The following is a 22,678-nucleotide window of genomic DNA, read 5'->3' on the forward strand; positions in this document are numbered from 1 at the left end:
TCCCGGCCTGCTCAAATACCGGCCTGCCCAGACACCCCCGATATATCGCCAGCAAAACTATTCTGCATGTCCCGACGCCGGACTATTATCCAGCACAAAATCCACAAAGGCCTGATTGGCTTTTGACAGATAACCATCCTTACGCCAGGCCAGACACAGATCGAGCACAATGGGCGGATCAAACGACAGCGTCACCAACTCCGGATCATCTTCCGTGGCCATCCGTAACAACGTCGAAATACCAAACCCCTGTTTGACGATAGAGCGAATCAGCGGCAACAGGTTGGTTTCAAAATTAATCCGCGGCTGAATAGCCGACTCTTCGGCCAGGCGGTCAATCACCTTGCGGTGAAAGTATCCTTTACGAAACAGCACCAGATCTTCTTGCAGGAATTCCGCCGGAGTGATTGCGGTGCGACTGGCAAACGGATGATCCTTGGCCACCACAACGCGCATTTCTTCACGCATCAAGGTACGGGCTTCGATGCTGTCGGGGATTTCTTCCGCTTCGATCACCGCCAGATCCAGCTCCCCTTTTTCCAGCATTTGCTGCAACTGCCAGGCACCACCTTCGTAAACAGAAAACGTCAGGTTCGGATAACGATGCCGGAACGCCATGATAATTGGAGGAAAATGATAAGAACCCAGCATGCTCGGCGTACCTAACTGTACCGCTCCCTGTTCCAGTCCTCGCAGTTCTGCCATTTCCAGGTCGGCATCAGACATCATCTGTACGATACGCTGGGCCTGGGCGAACAAACACTCACCTTCATCGGTTAACGATATCTGGCGCTCGTGGCGGTGAAACAGGGTCAGCTGTAATTGCTGCTCCAGACGCTTGATTGCCATACTGACAGCAGGTTGAGCCACCTGCAGCCGGTTCGCAGCCCGGGTGAAGCTCTGCTGCCGTGCCACTTCATAAAAATAACTCAGCGCCTTATAGTCCATGGACCCTTCTCCTTTCTGCTTCTACTCTGATTCAAAGTCATCATTTTTCCGTTGTTATAAATCGTCACCGGCTCAACTCATAACAATTTTTGATTTAATTCATATCAAACATATATTTTTATGATGCGATACAACCTTTTATAGTGGTTTTGCTGTTCTGCTTCTTCTTATAGCGAGACCCCTCATGATCAAAAATGGTACCGCCGCCTGGTGGCGAATCACCATCGCCTTGTGCCTTGGCTCCTTTATGGTGTTTTCCAACCTGTATGTGACCCAGCCATTGCTGCCAATGCTGGCGACAGAATTTGCCGTTACACCGCTGCAAGCAAGTTACACCCTGACGCTGTCGACGCTGACACTGGGATTGTCGTTATTGATCTATGGGCCACTATCCGATGTGATCGGCCGCAAAGGGCTGATTATTGGCAGCATGTGCGGTGTCGCCGCCACCACACTGGTGATCAGCCAGGTCACGACCTTTGAGCAGTTACTCTGGTTACGTGGCTTGCAAGGGCTGTTTCTGGGCGGTTTGCCGGCCATTGCCGTGGCCTACATGGCCGATGAATTTGAGGCTGATGCCTTGATGTCTGCCATTGGCTTATATATCGCGGCCAACTCGTTGGGGGGCATTGGTGGTCGCCTGATGGGTGGTTTTGCCGGTGAACACCTGGGCTGGGGTAACGCCTTTCTGCTTGTGGGTCTGGTTGGCTTGTGTACCTGGATGCTGGTTGCCTGGTTATTACCTCCACCGCGCCGGTTTACCCCCCGGCCGTTCAACTTGCCATCCATGGGACGGGATATCGTGTCGCATCTGCGTAATCCGCTGCTGCTGCCCGCCTTTCTGTTTGGAGGCCTGAACTTCTTTGTTTTTATCAACCAGTACAGTTTTATTACCTTTGTACTGGAAGACGATCCCTACCAGCTGTCACCGCAGTTTCTGGGTATGTTGTTCCTGACTTACCTGAGTGGTACCTGGGGTTCGATGCTGTCTGGCAAGTTCAGCCGCCGCTACGGCCAGCCTAACTGCATGATGGTCGGCAGTGGCCTGCTGATGGTCGGCAGCCTGATTACCCTGTATCCATCGCTGCCGACGATTATTTTCGGGTTTCTGGTGAATGCCTTTGGTTTCTTCTTTGCCCATTCCAGCGCCAGCGCCTGGGTTGGTCGTACCGTCAAACACGCCAAGGCCAGCGCCAGCTCGCTGTATCTGGTGTGTTATTACCTCGGTGCCAGCACCGGCGGGGTGTACCTCAACCAGTTCTGGCAGTGGCAATACTGGTTGGGTGTTGTCCTTGGCTCCTGGTTGATTCTGGCTGTCACTCTGTCACTGGCTGCTCGCCTGAAGTACTTGCACAACCAGCAACAAGCCCGTCAGCCAGCGGTCAATCCGGGGACTCCGCTGCAGCCGGATGGCCAGTCCGTGTCATAAGTCATTCGCTGACTCTGACAACAAGATTCGATATGATCAGAATTACTCTCCTATCGAATCCCACAGAGCGCCTATGACAATTCGAACGGCCAATCGGTCAGCCTCCGCACGTACCCGATTGACCCTCAAGCTGTTGTTATGGGTAATCGTCACCGCGAGTACAGGCTGCGCGGTATTCGCCAGCCAACAATTTGATGATGTGTTTGGCGAGTCAGCGCCCAAAACCCGCTGGGTCGATGCCGACAGCTACGAAGGCCGACACTACCACCAGCACGTCGAGCCAATACTGGAACAACGCTGTGTTCACTGTCACGCCTGTTATGACGCGCCGTGCCAGCTGAAATTGACCTCCCCTCTGGGTATTGACCGAGGTCTTCACCCAGAGCCGGTTTACGATGGCACACGCCTGTTGGCAACGGCCCCAAAACGCTTGTATCTGGATGCTCAAAGCACCGCAGAATGGCGCGAGAAAGGCTTCCAGCCGGTATTGAATGAACGGCGTAATACCAGCGACGCCAATCTTCATGCCAGTGTACTGTTCCGCGCCCTTGCCTTGCGCCAGGCGCAGCCAGCTCCCGATCAGGCTGTATTACCCGACAGTTACGACTTCAAGCTGTCACGGGATCAACAGTGTCCAACCGCCGAGCAATACTCTGATTTTGCCAGCCAGTACCCAGACTGGGGCATGCCCTACGGTTTACCCGCCTTGTCCGACAGTGAGTACAAAACCCTGGCCGAGTGGATTCAACGGGGTGGCCTGCTACCACGTCCAACCCCCTTGAATGGCAATCTGCAACACCAGCTGCAGCAGTGGGAACAACGCTTCAATGCCCATGGTGACCCGGATAGCGACGACTACAAGCGGCAATCACTGATCAACCGCTATATTTATGAACATATTTATCTTTACAGCCTGTATCTGGGTGATGACAGCAGTACCCGTTTTCATCTGGTGCGCTCCCGGACCGCCCCGGGCGAACCTGTGGATATTATCGCCACCCGCCGACCTTATGATGACCCTGGCGTCGCCACACCCTATTACCGCCTGGTGGTTGACCAGGAATCCAAAGTCGCCAAAACCCATATCCCTTTCCGCCTGAATGAGGCTCGCTGGGACACTTGGCATAAGCTGTTTTACCAACCGTCTTACACCGTCGAGTCCTTACCCGGATATAATGAAAAACAAGCGTCCAATCCCTTTATCACTTTTCAGGATATTCCGACGGATAGCCGCTATCGCTTTTTACTGGAACACTCGCTGGAAACCATCATGGCCTTTATCAAGGGGCCGGTTTGCCATGGTCAGGTGGCAGTGAACGTTATTAACGAGCAGTTCTGGGTGTTCTTCGTCACCCCCGACCGCCACTACGACAGCGATGCTTCCGATTTTCTCAAGAGCCAGGCGCATCATCTCGATTTACCCGCCAAGAACAGCAGCAACAGCTTGCCTATCAGTTCCTGGATTTCCTTTTCCGACCAGCAAAAAGAATACCTCAGTGCCAAGTCCCGGTTTATGCGCCAGGAAATGCAAGACAACAATATCTTGCTGGATACACAACTGGTATGGGATGGCGACCAACAGGCTGGCATCAATAACCCCAATGCAGCCCTGACAGTAATGCGCCACTTTGATAACGCCACCGTGGTACAGGGACTGCTGGGCCAGCCGCCCAAGACCGCCTGGTTGATTGATTACCCATTACTGGAACGTATCCATTATCTATTGGTTGCCGGATTTGATGTGTACGGCAATGTTGGGCATCAGCTGGTCACCCGGCTGTATATGGATTTTTTGCGGATGGAAGGGGAAATGAACTTTCTGCTGCTATTGCCACAGCAAGAGCGTGAGACAGTACGTCGCCACTGGTATCGCGATACCAGCACCACGATCAAGGATTATATCTTCAGTGACCTGATCCGCTTCGATGCCGACAGCACCATCGACTATCAGACCAACCAGCCCAAAACCGAGCTGTACCGTTTACTGGCCGACAGACTGTCACCGGTCTTGAACCAGAGCTATCACCTGTCATCCGGGCCACTGTCGGATTCAGCCATCACCACCCTGAACGGCCTGGAAAAATTGCAAGGCAAAGGCTTGCACCTGTTACCGGAACTCAGTCTGGTATTGATCACCCGCCAACAGCAGCCAGTGGAACTGATCAGCCTGGTGCATAACCGTGCCCATGCCAATATTTCCAGTTTACTGGCGGAAGAAAGCGCTTTACGGCCTGCAGAAGACACCCTGACCCTGGCCCGTGGTGCCGTGGGCGACTACCCCAACGTCTTGTTCAGCGTCGAAGAATCAGCCTTGCCTGAACTGGTAAAACAGATCGCTGACATGCAGGCAGCGGATGATTACAGTGCCCTGCTCGACCGCTTTGGAGTACGTCGCAGTAACCCGACATTCTGGGCGGTCAGCGATGCCATTGGCCAGCTGTATCAGCAGCAATGGCCGATCCGGGCCGGTATCCTGGATTATAATCGACTGGAAAATCGCTGAGCCATACGGTGGTTTCCCGTTCTGCCAGACCCGACAGCCGCCGGGTCAGGCGTTCTTTCGCAATCCCGATGACACCCACAAACGCAGCACCACCCGTAACGCCCGTCGCCAGAGTGGCATCACCGACGGCCCTGACGCTTTCCAGCGCTGCAATTCTGCCACTACCCGTTGTGGGCTGCTGAAGCGGCCAGTACTGGCACTCACATAGCCGGGATAGCGTATCAGGGTAGCCGCCACCAACTCATCGAGGGAGCGTTGACGCCCCCGTCGTGGACATACCAACATATCCCGGGTCAGTCCCCAGCCCGCATAAAACGGCATGCCATGACAGATAACTTCCTTACCACGCAGCAACGCCTCAAACCCCAGCAATGATGTCATGGTATGAACCGCATCAACATGTTCCAGCATCTGAGAGGAATCGCCAGCCAGCACCAATTCATCACACCAGGCCTGATATTCACTCACGGGACGATCACTGCTGCGTAATCCGGATACCACATCCGGGTGTGGTTTATACACCAGCCAGGCGTCCGGTTCCGCAGCACGTGCTGCCTGTAATAACCCCTGATTGGTCTTGATACTCCCGGCTCCCATACGGATTGAGGCATCAGACTCCACCTGGCCCGGTACCAGGACCACCCGGCGCGGCTGGCCAGAGCAGGATCGACACGCCGGTTGCCAGTCTTGCCCGGTCAGGTTGTATTTGGAAATACGGTTGGCAACAATGGTCTTTCGCAGCTGCCGGGCCTGGACACAATCAGCGGCTGACCACTCGTCCTGGGCCAGCATCTGCTCCAGTCGCGAAGGCCTCGACGCGTCGTAGTACATGCCAACATCATCCAGCACCCAGGACAGCGGCCGAATCAGGTCAGCCCCCAACCCGGATGACCTTAAAAAGCCATCCTCGATCCGTACCACCCGCCCCGGCTGCCGCTCGGGTGTTTGCAGCACCGGTGGCAGTGGGCGTACTCCCCATAAGGCAACCGTCGCTTGCGCCGGTATCAGACTGGCATCCTTGCAAAAGGTCACGTCGGTACCGTACAAAAACGCCCGTAAAATCGGTTTTTTCCAGCGCGAGAAGCCCAACGCATACACCGGCCCCAGCTGATGACTGCGCAACCATTGCTGGCGCTGGGCCGACAGGTAATCCAGGGTGTCTTCAATACTGGTTTCGGTACCCTGCTCAGGGTCCCAGTAGCGGCTGTACTCCACCAGCGTGGCGTGTACCAGCTGCTCCAGCGTGACCCCAGGCGTGATTCCAGCCGTCCCGGTTAACGACGGGTGTGCTTCCTCTGCCGACAAGGCTTGGCAGGCAGAGCGGCGGCGTTCAGGGACATTGAGTTCATCCCGGGTCAGACCCCAGCCAGCGTAAAATGGCATCCCGAAACACCGTACCGGCTTGCCCCACAGCAAGGCTTCAAAACCCATTTGCGAAGTCACCGTATACACCTTGTCAGCATTCGCTAACAGCCGTTCGGGATGACAGTTTTCCGCCACCAGTTGCACCCGGGCATCCTGCTGCAATGTAGCCAGGTCAAAGTGTCCGACCCGCGCCCGCGTGAAGGCATCCGGATGTACTTTAAGCACCACCGTGGCTTCCGGGTTTTCGCTCAGGGCGGCATCCAGCATCTGTGTAAACGAGGCAGCACTGGCCAGACCAAATGAAATAGACGCATCACCGGCGACCTGATCCACCACCAGCACAAAGGAAGCTGGCAATTCACCACGGTAATCTGGGGCGGCGTTGTATTTTGATACTCCGGCCTGTTGCCAGCGCTGGATCAGCTGGCGACTACGCCGTTGCTGGGTATCCGTCAGCGGTTGGGGAATCAGCTGTTCCAGTCGTGACGGGCCAGTCGCGTCGTAATAAATACCCAGATTATCCTGTACCAGCGACAAGGCTGGATCTTCTCGGCCTAACGAGCGTACAAAGCCATCTTCAAGCAACCACCAGGGGCGCTGCTGACGCTCACCTTGCTGTTGTGCCTTACGGCCAGAGCGTTTACGTCCCCAGCCCAATACCTCAGTCTGAGCCGCCCCGGTGCTGCCCGACACTTGCCAGAATGCCCGTACAATCGGGTTCGCCAGCAGTGCCCGAGAGCTGGAAGCAGCACGAGGTCTGGAAGCCGCAGTGGCGGAGGCAGAAGAACAAGCAGCAGAATCAACAGCAGGACGATGCGCCATGGGTATCCTTGCAATGGCAAACAATAACAACAATGGGTGGTGGTAACGCGTAAAAACCACGGCACGTCACAGCAACGATCACTAAAAACAACCATCGTAATCAAACGGCCGTATCAAAGGCTGTTGCGTATGGCCACCGTATAAAAAAGGACGCCATTGGCGTCCTGTTGTGGTGTTACAAGCCTGGGGACAGCCACATTTATATCTGTTTTAACGGCAGCTTGGCACCCAGATATTTTTCCAGGTCTGGCAAGGCAAAAGCATCGTCTTCAGACACCAGACTGATGGAAATACCTTTGGCTCCGGCACGGCCTGTACGGCCGATACGGTGAACGTAGTCTTCCGAGTCTTCCGGCAAGGTGTAGTTAAACACATGAGAAACGCCGTCAACGTGAATTCCCCGGCCAGCCACATCGGTCGCAACCAGAATAGCCAGCTGGCCTTCCCGGAAACGTTCCAGTGTTTTCAAACGTTTTTGCTGGTTGACCTCACCGGACAACAAACCCGCCTTGAAACCACGTTTAAGCAGCTTTTCACACAGGTTACGGGTGTGATCACGACGGTTGGCAAAGATGATACAGCGTTCCGGGTTTTCTTCTTTCAGAAAACGTTCCAGCAACCCGAACTTGTCGCTTTCCGCCACCAGATAGAAACTCTGGTCAACCCGGTCGGTCGCCACTTGTTCCGGTTCAATTTCGACTTGCAACGGATCACGAGTCCACTGGTCAATCAGGATGCGGACATCAAAATTGAATGTGGCAGAAAACAGCAGCGTCTGGCGATGATCTTTGGTCGGGGTTGCCCGCACAATACGACGGACATCCGGGATAAAGCCCATATCCAGCATACGATCGGCTTCGTCCAGCACCAACACTTCGACCTGATCCAGAAACACGTCCTGGCTGCGCATAAAGTCAATCAGACGACCGGGGGTTGCTACCAGAATATCCACCACGTCATCACGTAACTGGCGACGTTGCAGTTCGTAATCCATCCCCCCCATCACGGTGACAACATTCAGGCCACTGTGCTTTGCCAGCCCTTCTGCATCCTTGCCGATCTGCATCGCCAGTTCACGGGTTGGAGCGACAATCAGAGCCCGCGGTTCACTGGCGTAACGTTCTTCCGGAATAATGGTCAGCAAGCGGTTCAGAATCGTCAGCAAAAAAGCCGCCGATTTACCGGTACCGGTTTGTGCCTGGCCAATGGTATCGCGGCCACGTAATGACGCCGGCAGACTCTCGGCCTGAATCGGAGTGCAGTATTCAAAACCCAGATCGTAAATGGCATGCATGACTGAGTCGGGTAAATCCAGATCATGGAACCGGGTTTTACCTTCCATTGGCTCAACCTTGAAGCTCGCAGGATCCCAGGGTGCAACGGGCGCTTTAGGTGTATGACCTTGTTTGGTTTTGCTGGTGGCGTGTTTTTTATTACTCTGACTGTCGCTACGGCTTCCGTGAGGTTGGTCGGCCCGCTGGTGTTTGTCGTGGGCCGGAGCAGCCTTGGAGTTGTTGGTAGAAGGTTTGACTGCCCGTGATGGCGCTGTTGCAGCCGTATGGGAAGAGGTGCCGGTGTCGGCTTGCTTTTTGCCAGCCACCGCCTTGATGATTTTCTTGAACAAAAGTGTCTCCAGTCAGAGTCGTTCCAGCACAAAAAGGTCGGCTGAAAATATTTCGTGGCGCTGATAATAGTCCAGTAGCGCGTTTTTTAATACTTCCGCACGTTCTGGCAAGCCGTGGTGATAGTAATGGCAGGCTTGCTGCCATACCGCCAGGGCAAATGCCTTACGCCCGGCGGCCACTTCAACCGGGTCTCCATCGAGGTTATCCGTGCTGATATAAAAACGCCGCCCACACGCTTCCGACAATAACCATTCGACCGCCTGGGGCTTGATTTCTACCTGCTCAAATTCACGTTGCTGCGCGGCACTGCGGCCATCGGGTTCGTACCAATAACCAAAATCAACCAGGCGGCGACGCTGAGCGCCCGCAATACACCAATGACTGATTTCATGCAGGGCAGAAGCATAAAAACCATGGGCAAACATAATTCTGTCGTAAGCGTATTCACTATCAGATGGCAAGTAGACAGGCTCGCTATCGCCAGCAATCAGACGGGTGTTTTGGGCAGAGAAGAACAAGTCATCAAACAGCTGGATCAAGTCCGCTGTTTTCAGCGTGTCAGAAGAACCGGTGGGCATAACCAACATCGTTAACCAAAATCAAACAGTTTGTATTATAGCAGTAATCCACCTTGTTCAGAGGGTATAAACCACGAAATCCCTTTAAACACCCCTCAATCGACCTCCCTGGCGCACCTTTCTGAGGCTTTCTGAGGCTGCCGCACGGCCAGGGACAAACGCTGGCAGCGAGTGGTTACTTTCCCGTATGCGCAAATACGCCAGCAGCCTTGCAAAGCCGCCGTATTCGGGGAAAATGCCGCGATCCTGGCCATTCCTTTTACTTCTGTTCAGAGCTACCTGCCCCATGTCGTTTGTCAATCGCGAAACCCGCGCCCTGTTTAAACTTACCTTGCCCATTATGGCAACCCAGATGGCCCAGATCGGTATGGGAACGGTCGATACCCTGATGTCGGGCTATGTCAGTACCCGGGATTTGGCGGCAGTGGCGATTGGTACCAGTTTATGGTTGCCGGTCTGGCTGTTTCTGGCCGGGATTCTGGTGGCATTATCGCCATTGGTATCCGGCCTTAACGCTTCCAAACAACACCAACAGCTATCCAGCCTGCTGGCATCATCGGTCTGGCTGGGGGCGATTGCTGGCAGTCTGATCGGTCTGTTGCTCTATTTTGCCGCGGATATGTTGCCACTATTGATCGATGACACGGTCACTGCCGCATTGGCAACCCGTTACCTGGTCGCTATCTCGATAGGTTTTCCGGCCGTCGGTGTTTTTCTGGCCTTCCGCTTTTATGCTGAAGCCTTGAGCCAGGCCACCCATGTTACCTGGATCATGCTCTCCGGGCTGATTGCCAACGTGCCAGTGAATGCGGTGTTTGTGTATGGCTGGCTGGGTTTTCCAGAGATGGGCAGTGTCGGCTGTGGTATTGGCAGCAGTCTGATTTTTGTCTGTATGGCGATAGCCATGGCCATCAACACCCGCAAATACCGCCTCGGTAAAGAGGCATCCCTGCTGGATCTGATGAACTCCCCGGCCTGGCATCATGTGCGTAATATCTTGCGGATTGGGGTACCGATCGGCATTGCGATCTTTTTTGAAGTCAGCCTGTTTACCGCTATTGCGCTGTTCCTCACCGATCTTGGCCCGGTGGTGGTCGCCGGGCATCAGGTGGCTCTGAACATGTCATCCATCACCTTTATGATACCGCTGAGTTTAGGCATGGCGCTCACTGTGCGTGTTGGCCACTATCTCGGCAGCGGAGATACCTTGCTGGCCCGACAGACCGCCTGGCTGGGGGTGCGGCTGAACCTGGCCATTGCCTTGTTTAATGCCACCTTGATTATTCTGCTATCAGAAACCATTGCCGGTTGGTATTCCCCCGATCCGGAAGTGGTCGCCATTGGTTCGGTATTACTGGTATACGCTGCGGTATTCCAACTGTCTGATGCCACTCAAGTCGCGGCAGCAGGTGCCTTGCGTGGCTATCAGGATACCTTTGTGGTGATGCTGATTACCTTTGTCACGTATTGGCTGGTTGGCCTGGGCTGTGGTTACGGTCTGGCTTTTCACGGCATCCCCTTGCTGAATATCGCTCCGGCAGGAGCACCGGGTTTCTGGACTGGCCTGGTTATTGGTTTATCTGCGGCGGCACTGGCGTTATCACTCAGGCTGAAACGGGTATCCCGATTAAGACCAGCGGCTCTCTGAGCCGCTTTGACCCGGTCATCGGCATGCTGCCGCTGACCGGCCTGATCCCCTTCCGCTTACTCCATCCCGGCAGAGTCCGCTCAGCTCAGGGACAGGGGTTGGAAATCACCTTGTGAATTCCCTCAATACGTTCAATGGTCTCGGCATCCAGCACGACATCCGCACTGGCGATATTTTCTTCCAGCTGTGGCAAGGTCGTTGCGCCAATAATATTCGAGGTTACAAAATCCTGCTGGGTTACAAAGGCCAGCGCCAATACCGCCGGTGACAATCCAATATCCGCAGCCACTTCGGCATATTGACGTACGGCTTCTTCAGCCTGGGCACCCTGATAGCGGGAGAAACGTTCAAACAAGGTAATACGGGCATTTTCCGGCATGGCACCATTCAGGTATTTTCCGCTCAACACACCAAACGCCATGGGTGAATAAGCCAGCAAGCCGACGTTTTCACGCATGGACACTTCCGCCATGCCAATCTCATAACTGCGGTTCAGCAGATTATAAGGGTTTTGTACCGATACCGGACGCGGCCAGCCATGCTGATCAGCAATCTGGATCACCTTCATGGTGCCCCAGGCGGTTTCATTCGACAGGCCATAATGGCGAATTTTACCCTGCCGGATCAGACCAACCAGAGCTTCCAGAGTCTCTTCCAGTGCCGTGGTTTCTTCGTCGTGATCGTGTACATAGCCCAGCTTGCCAAAAAAGTTGGTACTGCGGGCGGGCCAGTGCACCTGATACAGATCGACGTAGTCGGTTTGTAAACGCTGCAGGCTGGTATCAATGGCCGCATTCACATGTTCAGGGGTCAGCTGCGGGCCATTGCGAATATGGGTCATCCAGTCCCCCGGCCCGGCGATCTTGGTCGCCAGAATCACCTGCTCGCGCTTGCCGGAGCGGGCAAACCAACTACCGATATATTGTTCGGTCCGGCCTTGTGTCTCCCCTTTTGGCGGTACCGGATACATTTCTGCGGTATCAAAAAAGTTGATGCCGGCAGCCACAGCACAGTCCATCTGGGCATGTGCTTCTGCTTCCGTGTTTTGCTCCCCCCAGGTCATGGTGCCAAGACACAACCGGGTGACATCAAGATCTGTATTGCCAAGCTTGCGTGTAAACATGAAATCCTCCTCAAAATGAGGCCCAGTATAACGGCTCCCGCCGCTTACTTGGGCCTGGAACAGACTCATGCTGTCAGTGGGTTATTACATCGGCAAACCATCAAAGGTGACAACGGGCACCACTGCCCAGGCCTGACAGTGGAGTGATGCGCCATTGCTTTTCGGATTTTCCGGATACAGTTATGGAATTAAGTAATTTATCCGAATAAAAAATAAAGAATAAGCTTATTACAAATAGATATATCTAGTTGATAGGGTGATGTTTGTGGAGCTGTACAACAAAGAGACCGTCCAGCAGACGGGGATCAACAAGCCCCTGGCGGCCATATTAATGGCTGTCCTGATTACACTGATCGCAGTCACGGCTGGTGAAATCGCCGGCTTCAATGTGGTGCAAGGGTTGGGGATCGGCGCGCTGCCGATCAGTATCCTGATTGGTATGGGACTGGCGGCACTGCCCTTGACGGAACGGCTGCGCGCTATCGATAGTGCGGAATCCGTCCACCGGATAGCACAAAAAACACTGCTGCAAGCCGGTATTGTGTTGTTTGGCTTTCAGCTCAGCCTCGCCGACCTGGCCGCTGTCGGCTGGCAAGCCGTGATTGCTGACATCATCACGATCAGCGTCATACTGCCGCTGGGTATCTGGCTGGGACTTAAAATTCTCAAGCTGCCGCTCTCTCTGGCTGTATTGCTGGCCATAGGCAGCGCGGTCTGCGGAGCTGCTGCCATTCTGGCAACCGTGCCGGTGCTCGGAAAATACCTCCATGATGGCGAAAGCCAGCAGCAACAGCAGCAATCTACCGGTCTGGCCGTGACCGCCGTGGCCCTGTTTGGCACTCTGAGTGTGCTGCTTTATCCGCAAATACAACACTGGTTTGGACTCACCAATGCAGTGGCCGGGGTTTATATCGGTAGCACCATTCATGAAGTCGCTCAAACCATGGCGGCAACAGAAGCCATGAATGCCGCAACCCAACACAACGCCGTGATTGTAAAATTACTGCGCGTATTGATGCTGGCTCCAGTCTTATTATTATTGGCGCTCTGGTTACAGAAAAAAAACACACAGAATAATCCAGCCACTCAAGGTCAACCGGCCAGACACAAAATCACCGTACCCGGATTTATCCTCTACTTTGTCGCCGTGGTCGTGCTGAATACCTTGCTGCCTTATGTTGTGGGCAACGAGTGGTTACAACAGGCGCGTCATATAGCCACTCAGGCATCGATGCTGTTTTTGGCGCTGGCAATGTCTGCTCTGGGGCTGAATATCCGCTGGAAGCATCTGGTTAATGCCGGTTTCAAACCGATTATTCTGGCGGTTTGTTTATGGCTGGTGCTGGTTTTTGGTGGTGCCATCCTGTTTAGTATTAGCCAGAACCTGGCGCTGATCTGAGCCTTGCTTGATAGCAGCATGACCCCAAACAATGATCCTTTAAAAACACGATCCATCAATTCTACTATTTCCGGATTGATGGATCGTCGCGAAAATTATACGGCTGGCGTTGCCGGTCACAAAACACATCCATTTGCTCCGCAACTAACTGAATATCAAGGAGCATCTGGACTCGCTGATGATCACTTGGGGAGATGGCACAGAGTCTGAATTTCATTATTTATGGCTGGGGGACAACTGCTCAACAGCATTTCATCTGGACACCGGAGAGCGCTCATTTGATCTGTTAAAAGTGTGTGCGACAATATTCGTCCGGCCAATATAAGCCAAATCAGAAGTATCCTGAAAACACTGCGGGATACAAACCAGCATGAGTGTTATCCCTCCTTCTCCTGGCGGTATGAACATTGTTATTCCAACAAAAAAGCAACACATTGCAAAAACAGCTACATTAACGGGAACAACAATTTTTATATAATATTCCCCACTCTGATTATAATGACTTTATAAAAGAAGACGGCGCTCTTTACAATGGATAATCATTCTTGATCAATATGATTTAACCATTATCAAAAACAGGTCAGATACAGCAAAATCCACCACCACAGTTACTCCTGTCAACCTGGCTTACACCGCTATTGCTCTGCCCTTGCATACCGGCCTTGCCAATCAGGAAATACCGCCCGGATACCAGTTTTTGCACTGTCTGGCCAACGAGTCCCAGGGGGCTGAATCCACTTTTTTTTGATAGTCTTCGGGTTGCTGAAGAGCGGAGAAAGTAACGACCGGAGCATTTCAGATTGCTGTGTGAACAAGTGATTCCATTCCGTTTCCACAACAATGAACATGACATCCGCCAGCATCATTCGGTCATCAATCCGAACACTTTTGGAAATATTATCGAAATCGAATACAATACCCGCCTTGCTGACACTTTTGATCTTCCTGCCATATCATGAAAGAATATTATCTTGCATATCGTCATTTCATAGCCAGCCTCCGGGATAAGTGCTTTAAAATCGAATTAAAACTCCAGGCCAGAGACACAGTTGTATTTGACAAGCGCCGCATTTTGCATGGGCGTAATCAGTTTGAAGAAAATATTGGCCGCCGTCATTTGCATGGCTGCTATGTTGATCGTTCCGAATTCAAGAGCCGCTTGCGCATGCTCGCACAAAAATATGTTCGATTATTAGTCAACATGTGAGATTGCAAGCGTTTTTACAATATTTGCAATCCCGCTTCAATAGCAAAAATATAACGTTAACCACCAGGAAGAATACCCATCGAATTTCACATACTCAAGATAACAATGAAGGAGCTCAGATGAGAAACGAGCAGATAGACGCGCTCATTGAAAAGCGCGGCATACTAAAGGGTCTCAACTCTACCTTGGGAATCACAGCCATTAGTCTGGTGGTTGTATTTATCCTGTACACCATCCTGTTGGGGAAAGCAGCCAGTGATCAGTTTTTCGGTTTGAAAAGCTGGATAGAACATACACTGGGCTGGTACTACATTGTGGTGATGTTTTCAGCGTTTCTTATTTGTGTGTTTTTTATGTTTTCCAAGGCCGGGGCCATTCGGCTTGGTCGCGATGATGAGCGGCCGGAGTTTTCCAATTTTGCCTGGTTCTCGATGCTGTTTGGTTGTGGTACCGGTGCCGGTATGCTGTTTTTCTCCATGTCGGAACCCATGATCCACTTTGCCAGTGGCTGGAGCGGCGGCAACCCTTTTATGAGCGCCGACGTAAAAGCGGCCGTCAGTGATTTTTTTGCTGCCAAACAGGCGGCGCTGGCAGCCGGGTTATTACCGGGTCAGGAAGGTTTTCCCGTTCCTGATGACCTGGTGGCAGAAGCTGCAACGGCAGGCCTGACACTCACTGTTTTTCACTGGGGCACAGTCGCCTGGGGGATTTACGGCATTGTTGGTCTGTCTCTGGCCTACTTTGCCTTTCGTAAAGGTCTGCCACTGTCAATCCGGTCAGCCTTGTATCCACTGATTGGTAACCGTATTTATGGCCCGATTGGTAATGCCGCCGATATTCTCGCGGTGCTTGGTACCATTTTTGGTATTTCAACCACGCTGGGATTGGGCGTACAGCAGATTGGTGCAGGGCTGGTGTCCCTCGGAGTGATCGAAAAAACCACCCAGATGGTCACTATCATATCCATCATTCTGGTGACTGCCATGGCCACCCTGTCTGCTACCAGTGGTGTATCCAAAGGCATCAAGATTCTTTCTACCCTCAACACCTATATTTGTCTGATCATTCTTGCTTATTTCCTGATCGCCAGTAATGGCACCAACTACATTATCGCCAGTACCCTGACTGCCTTGGGGGACTATGTATCCCATGCGATCCCCATGACCTTGTGGACCGCGCGCAGCCCTGAAGAACGGGTATGGCAAGGTGGCTGGACTATTTTCTACTGGGGCTGGTGGATTGCCTGGGCCGCTTTTGTCGGCTTGTTTATTGCCCGTATTTCCCGTGGCCGGACCATTCGTGAATTTGTAATGGGGGTTATCTTTGTCCCTTCCACTGTGGCACTGGTGTGGTTTAGCGTGATCGGTTCTGCCGGTATTTACGAGTCCATCTACGGTGCCGACATGAGCATCTATAATGCCTCGGTGCAAAACTGGGACTACGCTGGCACCATCTACTCCTCCTTTGATGTACTGACCCCGGGTATCGCCGCTGTAATCGCTAAAATCTGTGCCCTGCTGGTGGTGATTATCTTTTTTGTCACCTCCGCTGACTCTGGCACCCTGGTACTGGGCCGCCTGCTGGCCTTTGGCCGTCGACCACCAACCCAGCAGCGTATTATCTGGGGTTGTGCCCTAGGTATGATTACATTGATCGTACTGCTGATGGGAGGCAACGATGCCCTGAAAGCATTACAGGCGGCTTCCATTGCCGGTGCATTGCCCTTTACCTTCGTGTTGATTGCGATGATGTTTGGCCTGGTCAAGGCCCTGCTTCACGACAGCCAATATATTGTCGCGGATGAAAAAGCCGTGAAAAAAATGATCGAAAAAGAAGTCGCCGACCTGTCGTAACAGTCCGGCTGACTACACCCGCTTGTTACAACCTGCAAGCGGGTTCCCTGCCAGTCTGTCAGGCTCTGTGCGGGCTTTCAGGGAAGCTCCTGCACTCCCACTCCCCGCCTCAGATCACACTCAATCAGTCTGATCCGGCTCTTCTGACCAGTTCCGGTTCCGCTGATGGCTGAACCACTCCCGGCGATAACGATTGGCTCTGGCGCGGTCGGGCAAGATATTGATCAATTCAATCAGCAACCCCTGCCCCTGTTTTTCCAGCTCAGGGGAGCATGGCCGTCGCAACAGGCCGATCAGCAGTTTGAATGCCTGCTCGTACTGCTCTTCTGCAGCCAGTTCCTGGGCCAGTGCCAGTCGATTTTCCGGGGTGGGTGCATCGCGAAAGGTTTGCCGCAAGCTATCGAGGTTGTTTTGTCGCCGCTGCAATAAATGCCAGCGCGATAACGCTTGTTGTATCGCCGGGTCACGCTGACTGTTCGCAGTCAGGTTGTCCAGCAAGGTGGCTACTTCCTGCAGTCGCTGAGGCTGCTGTTGGCTGGCGTCCATCAAGCGCTGACAATAGCGGGCCAGGTCGGCGGTGTTACCAGGACGTTGCTGTACCAGCTGACGCCATAACGCCAACCCCTGCGACCAGTCTTGCCGGGCGATATGTTGTTCCGCCTGTTTACGTAATTTGTCACAGGGTTGCTGGATATACGGGGCCAGCAGCTGGCGAATCTGACTTTCCGGGAGTGCCTTGGTGAAGCGGTTCACCTCTCGGCCACGGTAATACAGCAATACGCTGGGCAAGCCACGCACTTGCATCACACTCATCAGCTGCGGTTGTTGTTCGGCGTCCACCGTCAGCAACCGCAGCTGTGGTGCAAACTCTTGCTCCAAATGCTCAAGCACAGGCAGCAAGGCTTTGCAGGGGGAACACCAGCTGGCCTGAAAATCGACCAGTACCAGGCTGTTTTGCGCCAGCTTGGCAACATACGACAAAAATGCAGTGGGTTCGTCTGGAAGGTGGCTCATGGAAACAGCGTCTGGGTACACCTGAAGGAGAGTACACGGGTTAATCCAGGCTTTCCAGAAACCTGCCAACGATCGAAACCGCCACCAACCGATTGGCCCACTCGAGTTCAGGGCATTGTCATCCCGAGCGTCTCACGGGATACTGGCGGGACGAACTTTCCCCCATCACCGACGTCATCGCCAATGCCATCTTCTATACCACCGCCACCACCGTCCGCTGCCGTATCACCCGCCAATAATCCCAATCGCCAGCGTAATATTGTGCTGGGCTTGGTGGTGGTCTTGTGGCTCTCGGGTACCGGCCTTGCCTTGTGGTGGTTTCAATCACAAACCATCCGGTCTTTTCTGGCCGCCGACAGCTCACCTGCGGCGTTAAACACCCAGGCTCTGGAAACCACACTCGCAGCCTTGCTGGCACGCCTGCCAACCAATACCCATGTAACCCAGGCACCGGTCACCATGGTGCACTTCTGGAATCCGGACTGCCTCTGTAACCAGGTCAGTCGCCGTCATTTTGATGGTCTGGTATCGGCCTTTGATCGCTACCAGTTACGCATCGTCGTTGTCGCGGCTGCCAATGCCACCGCGGAGCAGCTGGCGGAGTTCCGCCAGCTGAATGGCCAGCGCATGGAGTTGATCCAGGCCAATGACCTGACGGCATTGATTCCATCTTCTCCAGCCCTGGCACTGGTTAAGGAGAACGGCCGCCTGGGCTATTTTGGCGCCTATGGTTTTGGTGCTTTATGCAGCGTCGCCAGCGATGATTTTTTCCCGAATATGGTGCGCCAAATGACCGATGGCCAATACGGACCGTTTATCAATGTTGCTGGCAGCGGCTGTTTCTGCCGCTGGCCAACCACATCCGATGCACTGCCTTCAGGCGCCGATTGAACGGGGCTTGCCACGCCAGGATTGCCGCAACAAGCGCTTGCGGCTTTTCCGCAGCTGTTTGATCAGCTGTTTCTCATCCGCAGGCTGCTGTCCACTGGCGGCGTATAACTGAAAATCCATCAGCCGTGCCAGTGCCAGCAGATAATCACCATCAGCTCCCAGTACTTGCGCCAGCCGTACCAGATAATGCCGTTGGCTTTCGCCGGTCTGGAAAGCGACCCCATACTGTTGTTCCCCAACGTTGACCAGTTGCTGCCAGGCAAGGGCTATCGGACTGGCACGGTGACGTGGACGTTGCCAGACGATCATCAGAGTGATAACCAGAAAGACCAGCCCTACCGCCCCGACCAGCCAGATCAACAGTTGTTGGTAATCGGTTTTTTTCAATATATTGCTTAACAGGTTTTTCTGGCGTTCGTTATCGTATGACAGTACCCAGCGATGCCAGAGGTAGTTCACCGATTCCAGCTCCATACGCAGCCTGTTCAGCCAGGGAATTTGCCGGATACGCCCCGGTGACAGCAGTTTGTCTTCCATAAAAGAGCCTTCTTCCTGCAGAGCCTGCTCGAGACCAAACTGGATACGATCCGGTGCTACCACCGCAGTCGGGTCCACCCGAACCCAGCCAGTGCCCTCCAGCCAGATCTCGGCCCAGGCGTGGGCGTCATACTGACGCACTGTCAGATAGTTTTCAGCCTCGTTCCATTCGCCCCCTTGATAGCCAGTCACAACCCGGGCAGGAATGCCTGCCAACCGGGAGGCATAAACAAAAGCGCCGGCATAGTGCGCACAAAACCCCAGCCGGGTATCAAACAGAAACGCATCAATGTCGTTATTCCCCAAAGCCGGTGGTTTGAGCGTGTAGAGAAAACCCTGATTACGAAAATAATCAATCAGTGTATTCACCAGATCCATCGGCGTCTCACTGCTGGCCACCAACCCGGCCACCCACTCACGGGTACGGGGGTTGCCACCCGCGGACACATCAAGATTATGCTGGCGCTGCTGGGAATCCAGTGTCTGGCGCACCAGTTCACGACGGAGACCCAGCCCTTGATAGCGTTTGCGCTGATACACTGGCCTGCGATTAATCAGCACCCCGGCCGCAGTAACACCGATACCCCGTTCCAACGCCGTGCCGTGCCGCAAGGTGTAGAGCCAGCGCTTGCCGGTCGCTTCCTGAATGATTTCATAGTTCAGTACACCGTCCGTATCGGTCGGAACCGGCCGCTCGGTTGGAAACCAATCCACCGACTGGTCTCTTTTTGAAAAACGCCAGGTCCGGCCGTCATAACGGTCCAGAACCAGAGCTCGCCAATACAGCTGTTCACGGGACGGCTGCTGGCCATCATCAAACGTTGCCCGGAATGCCAGCTCATCGGAGCGACTGAGAGAAGCAATATCCCCCGGAGCCATCTGTTCACTAAGACCACTGATCGCCTTTTCCGACTGCAGGTTGATGCTCCACAATGGTGAAATACGCGGAAACAGCAGATAGAACACCATCATGACCGGAATGGCACTGATCAGCACACCAAAGGCATATCGACTGGCCACCCAGACGCCCCTGGCTTCATGCGAGACCAGATGCAACGACACCAGCGCTGCCATCAGCACCCAGAGCACCAGTAAGCCGTATAGCCCCCAGAGCAGCGACTGTTCAAACAGGAAACCGGTCCCGGCCAGAAAGAAGCACAGAAAAATAACGATATAGCCATCACGCTGGGTGCGCATTTCCAGCACTTTTAACAGGCAGGTAGCAACAAAAAACGCCACCGCACTTTCCAGCGAATATTGACCGCTAAAACCGATAAATACACCAATAGCCACTGCCAGAATGGCAACGACCTTGGCCATCGTTCCCGGATAAGCAAAACGGCCGATATGCATTTGCCAACGCCAGAACACCACCGCACCGGCCATCAGCCAGAACAGCAATGGCAGGTGCGAATAATGCGGTAACAAGGCCAGCGCCCCACCGCTCAGAAGCCAGAACAAGGCTGAACGGGGAATCTGCTGCTGCCGAGCCGCGGGCTTCATATGCAGCTGGCTTCCCGCCTTGATGGCCGGTTTCTCGGCGGCAGCAGACGCCGGGTCTGATACCCTGTTATGGTCGGAATGAGGGGTAGCTGTCATGACGGGCTCTCACTCGGTTGATCCAGCTGATACAGCGCCAGCATTTTCAGGCAGGCCCCAAGATGAGCATCCGAATGTTCCGGAGCGCTCTCCTGACCCGGCAAGCGCACGCCGTACTGCCAACCCAGTTGATGGGCTTCAAGCACCCAGCCACAAAGCTGGGACAAGCGTGACTCCAGATCGCCACTGGTGTTTGCCCAGTCGAGCCAGCAACTGGCTCCTTCATCGCTGTCAAAATCCTTGGTGACCAGTCCCTTGCCCCGTGCCAGCTGTTTCCAGGCAATCTGACGCATGGAATCGCCGGGCTGATACTGACGCAAGCCCCGGAAATCCTGCTCGCCACGGACTTCCAGTGTCGCCCCCAGCAATTCTCCTGCCCCCTCACCACTGCGAAATACAAAAGGCGATGGCTGCGGCTGCGGGTACACCAATGTGGAAAAATCCAGCTTGATCCAGCTCCAGGCACGGAATAATCCCAGTGGAAAGCGGCTTTCCAGCAGTACCCGTCCAGGAGACAGGTAACCCCGTTGATAACAGCGATAGCTGAGCCGCACGGACTCCGCGCTTCCACGTTCAATACTGACCCGTTGCCCCGGATTATCCGGATACTGCAACCACAGGTTAAGATGCTCCCGTCGTGGTGCTGCCACCAGTCGCAACGGCAGATCGAACACCTGTCCAGCATAGCCGTGGATGGCTTCCTGACTACTGACCGTCAGCCCGGTGAGGTTCCGGAACGTCAGCAACATGGCCGACAGACCAACACTGAATAACCAGAACGCCATACCATAGATCAGGCTGTTCTGATAATTGATGGCAGTAACCAACAACAACGCCACCAGTGCCAGATAAAGTAAACCGATCCGGGTCGGTACAATAAAGATAGCCCGGTGACTCAACACCAGGCTGCGGGTAGCGGGTAGTCGCCGATTCAGCCAGCGTTGCCAACGGTCGCCAAACAGACGATCAACTAACACCGACACGGCTACACCAACACCGCAACCGAGCTCAGCATCCGGGCCGAAACACTATGCCCGCCACCGTCGGCGGCATCCGCCAGGCGGTGATCCACCACCGCTGGCAGCACTGCCTGAATATCTTCAGGCAAAACGTGCGAACGCTCACTTACCAGAGCCCAGGCTCTGGCCGCTTGTAACAACGCCAATGCACCCCGTGGGGACAGGCCATACAGATAACCCGATTCGTAGCGGGTAAAGGCAATCAACCGTTGCAGGTAATCCAGCACAGAAGACGATGCATGGACCTTGCTCACTTCCTGCTGTAACTGCTGTAATTGCTGCGGCGTAATTTTTGCCGACAACTGGTTGGCCATTTCCCGCCGACTGACGCCTTCCAACAGCTGACGTTCGGCCTGTTCGGAGGGATAACCGAGCGAGATACGCATCAGAAAGCGGTCCAGCTGACTTTCTGGCAGCGGGAAAGTACCCGACTGCGAAACCGGATTCTGGGTCGCGATCACAAAGAATGGCTCAGGCAAAGGCCGGGTCTCACCTTCTACCGTGACCTGACGCTCTTCCATCGCTTCCAGCAAGGCACTCTGGGATTTGGGTGTTGCCCGGTTAATTTCATCCGCCAGCAGTAATTGACTGAATACCGGCCCTTCATGAAAACGAAATTGGCCCAGGTCAGAGCCTGGCTGTTTTTCAAAGATACTGACCCCGAGAATATCTGCCGGGAGCAAGTCACTGGTGAACTGGATACGGTTGTAATTCAATCCCAGCACCCCTGCCAAAGCATGCGCCAGCGTGGTTTTTCCCATGCCGGGTAAATCCTCAATCAGCAAGTGTCCATCGGCTAACAGGCAACTCAGGGCCAGTTTGAGTTGTTCCGGTTTTCCCAGAATAATCCGGTTAAGCTGTTGCAGGGCGTCGCTGACGGCGCTGGTCATGTCGGGTCTCCGTTGATCAACTGATCACATTACTAAGATAAAAATGCACAGGCTAAATAACAATTATATAGCTGACAGCTCATGGTTTATGCCAGACAGAGCAAAGCAGGTCGAGGATTAATCATGGCTTGATGTGGGGCGTGACACACAATAGGGGGCATCTATTTAATCCGGTGCTCACTCTGGGCTACCGGATGGTTTCGAATCACGAAGCCGACTTGCAGGCCT

At 53.9% G+C, this 22,678-nt stretch carries 17 protein-coding genes; 8 read left to right on the forward strand and 9 right to left on the reverse strand.

What is annotated here, in order from left to right; genetic code table 11:
• Positions 1-57: 57 nt before the first annotated feature.
• Positions 58-948: a LysR family transcriptional regulator gene (locus Q8W32_RS13515; protein WP_305415366.1), complete on the reverse strand. Its 891-nt coding sequence runs from the start codon at positions 946-948 to the stop codon at positions 58-60.
• Between the two features lie 184 nt (positions 949-1,132).
• Between Q8W32_RS13515 and Q8W32_RS13520 the strand changes: the two genes are divergently transcribed.
• Together Q8W32_RS13520 and Q8W32_RS13525 are read left to right on the forward strand one after the other, a co-directional pair.
• A complete protein-coding gene (locus Q8W32_RS13520) occupies positions 1,133-2,377 on the forward strand; it encodes an MFS transporter (RefSeq protein ID WP_303431928.1) in 1,245 nt (414 codons plus the stop codon).
• Positions 2,378-2,450: 73 nt separating this feature from the next.
• Positions 2,451-4,880, forward strand: coding sequence for a fatty acid cis/trans isomerase (locus Q8W32_RS13525; RefSeq protein WP_305415367.1), 2,430 nt, complete (start codon positions 2,451-2,453; stop codon positions 4,878-4,880).
• 45 nt (positions 4,881-4,925) lie between these two features.
• Here Q8W32_RS13525 and Q8W32_RS13530 read toward each other — a convergent pair whose 3' ends face one another.
• From Q8W32_RS13530 to Q8W32_RS13540, 3 genes are all read right to left on the reverse strand, one after another.
• The gene (locus tag Q8W32_RS13530; protein ID WP_305415368.1) at positions 4,926-7,067 is read right to left on the reverse strand and encodes a capsular polysaccharide biosynthesis protein; all 2,142 of its coding nucleotides are present in this window, start codon (positions 7,065-7,067) and stop codon (positions 4,926-4,928) included.
• Between the two features lie 199 nt (positions 7,068-7,266).
• Complete coding sequence (gene rhlB / locus Q8W32_RS13535) at positions 7,267-8,691, reverse strand: ATP-dependent RNA helicase RhlB (RefSeq protein WP_305415369.1); 1,425 nt, start codon at positions 8,689-8,691, stop codon at positions 7,267-7,269.
• A 12-nt stretch (positions 8,692-8,703) separates the two neighbouring features.
• On the reverse strand, positions 8,704-9,279 hold the full coding sequence (locus Q8W32_RS13540; RefSeq protein WP_303431924.1) for an elongation factor P hydroxylase: 576 nt from the start codon (positions 9,277-9,279) through the stop codon (positions 8,704-8,706).
• Positions 9,280-9,556: 277 nt separating this feature from the next.
• On the opposite strand from Q8W32_RS13540, the gene Q8W32_RS13545 reads away from it, so the two are divergent.
• Positions 9,557-10,918, forward strand: a complete 1,362-nt coding sequence (locus Q8W32_RS13545) for an MATE family efflux transporter (protein ID WP_305415370.1) — start codon at positions 9,557-9,559, stop codon at positions 10,916-10,918.
• An 85-nt stretch (positions 10,919-11,003) separates the two neighbouring features.
• Here the strand turns inward: Q8W32_RS13545 and Q8W32_RS13550 are convergent, their stop codons facing one another.
• Positions 11,004-12,041, reverse strand: coding sequence for an NADP(H)-dependent aldo-keto reductase (locus Q8W32_RS13550; RefSeq protein WP_305415371.1), 1,038 nt, complete (start codon positions 12,039-12,041; stop codon positions 11,004-11,006).
• Between the two features lie 331 nt (positions 12,042-12,372).
• On the opposite strand from Q8W32_RS13550, the gene Q8W32_RS13555 reads away from it, so the two are divergent.
• The 4 genes from Q8W32_RS13555 (at position 12,373) to Q8W32_RS13565 (ending at position 16,500) form a co-directional block, all read left to right on the forward strand.
• A complete protein-coding gene (locus Q8W32_RS13555; protein WP_305415372.1) occupies positions 12,373-13,440 on the forward strand; it encodes a YeiH family protein in 1,068 nt (355 codons plus the stop codon).
• 568 nt (positions 13,441-14,008) lie between these two features.
• Positions 14,009-14,188, forward strand: coding sequence for a TauD/TfdA family dioxygenase (locus Q8W32_RS16650; protein WP_370693691.1), 180 nt, complete (start codon positions 14,009-14,011; stop codon positions 14,186-14,188).
• A gap of 207 nt (positions 14,189-14,395) precedes the next feature.
• Positions 14,396-14,647, forward strand: coding sequence for a TauD/TfdA family dioxygenase (locus Q8W32_RS13560; protein WP_305415373.1), 252 nt, complete (start codon positions 14,396-14,398; stop codon positions 14,645-14,647).
• Positions 14,648-14,766: 119 nt separating this feature from the next.
• Positions 14,767-16,500 carry a BCCT family transporter gene (locus tag Q8W32_RS13565; RefSeq protein ID WP_303431918.1) on the forward strand — a complete coding sequence of 578 codons (1,734 nt, stop codon included), beginning with the start codon at positions 14,767-14,769 and terminating at the stop codon, positions 16,498-16,500.
• A 120-nt stretch (positions 16,501-16,620) separates the two neighbouring features.
• Here the strand turns inward: Q8W32_RS13565 and Q8W32_RS13570 are convergent, their stop codons facing one another.
• On the reverse strand, positions 16,621-17,514 hold the full coding sequence (locus tag Q8W32_RS13570) for a tetratricopeptide repeat protein (protein WP_305415374.1): 894 nt from the start codon (positions 17,512-17,514) through the stop codon (positions 16,621-16,623).
• Positions 17,515-17,697: 183 nt separating this feature from the next.
• On the opposite strand from Q8W32_RS13570, the gene Q8W32_RS13575 reads away from it, so the two are divergent.
• The gene (locus Q8W32_RS13575; protein ID WP_305415375.1) at positions 17,698-18,405 is read left to right on the forward strand and encodes a DUF6436 domain-containing protein; all 708 of its coding nucleotides are present in this window, start codon (positions 17,698-17,700) and stop codon (positions 18,403-18,405) included.
• On the opposite strand, the gene Q8W32_RS13580 is transcribed toward Q8W32_RS13575, so the two are convergent.
• From Q8W32_RS13580 to Q8W32_RS13590, 3 genes are read right to left on the reverse strand one after another with little or no spacing between them, the layout of a single operon-like run.
• Complete coding sequence (locus tag Q8W32_RS13580; RefSeq protein WP_305415376.1) at positions 18,391-20,541, reverse strand: DUF3488 and transglutaminase-like domain-containing protein; 2,151 nt, start codon at positions 20,539-20,541, stop codon at positions 18,391-18,393. The genes Q8W32_RS13575 and Q8W32_RS13580 overlap by 15 nt on opposite strands.
• Complete coding sequence (locus Q8W32_RS13585; protein ID WP_303431914.1) at positions 20,538-21,524, reverse strand: DUF58 domain-containing protein; 987 nt, start codon at positions 21,522-21,524, stop codon at positions 20,538-20,540. Before Q8W32_RS13585 ends, Q8W32_RS13580 begins: the two co-directional genes overlap by 4 nt.
• Before the next feature lie 2 nt (positions 21,525-21,526).
• A complete protein-coding gene (locus Q8W32_RS13590) occupies positions 21,527-22,450 on the reverse strand; it encodes a MoxR family ATPase (protein WP_303431913.1) in 924 nt (307 codons plus the stop codon).
• Between the last annotated feature and the right edge of the window lie 228 nt (positions 22,451-22,678).

It is taken from the genome of Oceanobacter sp. 3_MG-2023, from assembly GCF_030688925.1.
Lineage (GTDB): Bacteria > Pseudomonadota > Gammaproteobacteria > Pseudomonadales > Oceanobacteraceae > Oceanobacter.

Bases quoted from the DNA above. Each gene is read 5' to 3' on its own strand.
- Q8W32_RS13515 (WP_305415366.1), bottom strand. From the start codon at position 948: ATGGACTATAAGGCGCTGAGTTATTTTTATGAAGTGGCACGGCAGCAG.
- Q8W32_RS13520 (WP_303431928.1), top strand. From the start codon at position 1,133: ATGATCAAAAATGGTACCGCCGCCTGGTGGCGAATCACCATCGCCTTG.
- Q8W32_RS13525 (WP_305415367.1), top strand. From the start codon at position 2,451: ATGACAATTCGAACGGCCAATCGGTCAGCCTCCGCACGTACCCGATTG.
- Q8W32_RS13530 (WP_305415368.1), bottom strand. From the start codon at position 7,067: ATGGCGCATCGTCCTGCTGTTGATTCTGCTGCTTGTTCTTCTGCCTCC.
- Q8W32_RS13540 (WP_303431924.1), bottom strand. From the start codon at position 9,279: ATGTTGGTTATGCCCACCGGTTCTTCTGACACGCTGAAAACAGCGGAC.
- Q8W32_RS13545 (WP_305415370.1), top strand. From the start codon at position 9,557: ATGTCGTTTGTCAATCGCGAAACCCGCGCCCTGTTTAAACTTACCTTG.
- Q8W32_RS13550 (WP_305415371.1), bottom strand. From the start codon at position 12,041: ATGTTTACACGCAAGCTTGGCAATACAGATCTTGATGTCACCCGGTTG.
- Q8W32_RS13555 (WP_305415372.1), top strand. From the start codon at position 12,373: ATGGCTGTCCTGATTACACTGATCGCAGTCACGGCTGGTGAAATCGCC.
- Q8W32_RS13560 (WP_305415373.1), top strand. From the start codon at position 14,396: ATGAAAGAATATTATCTTGCATATCGTCATTTCATAGCCAGCCTCCGG.
- Q8W32_RS13565 (WP_303431918.1), top strand. From the start codon at position 14,767: ATGAGAAACGAGCAGATAGACGCGCTCATTGAAAAGCGCGGCATACTA.
- Q8W32_RS13570 (WP_305415374.1), bottom strand. From the start codon at position 17,514: ATGAGCCACCTTCCAGACGAACCCACTGCATTTTTGTCGTATGTTGCC.
- Q8W32_RS13575 (WP_305415375.1), top strand. From the start codon at position 17,698: ATGCCATCTTCTATACCACCGCCACCACCGTCCGCTGCCGTATCACCC.
- Q8W32_RS13580 (WP_305415376.1), bottom strand. From the start codon at position 20,541: ATGACAGCTACCCCTCATTCCGACCATAACAGGGTATCAGACCCGGCG.
- Q8W32_RS13590 (WP_303431913.1), bottom strand. From the start codon at position 22,450: ATGACCAGCGCCGTCAGCGACGCCCTGCAACAGCTTAACCGGATTATT.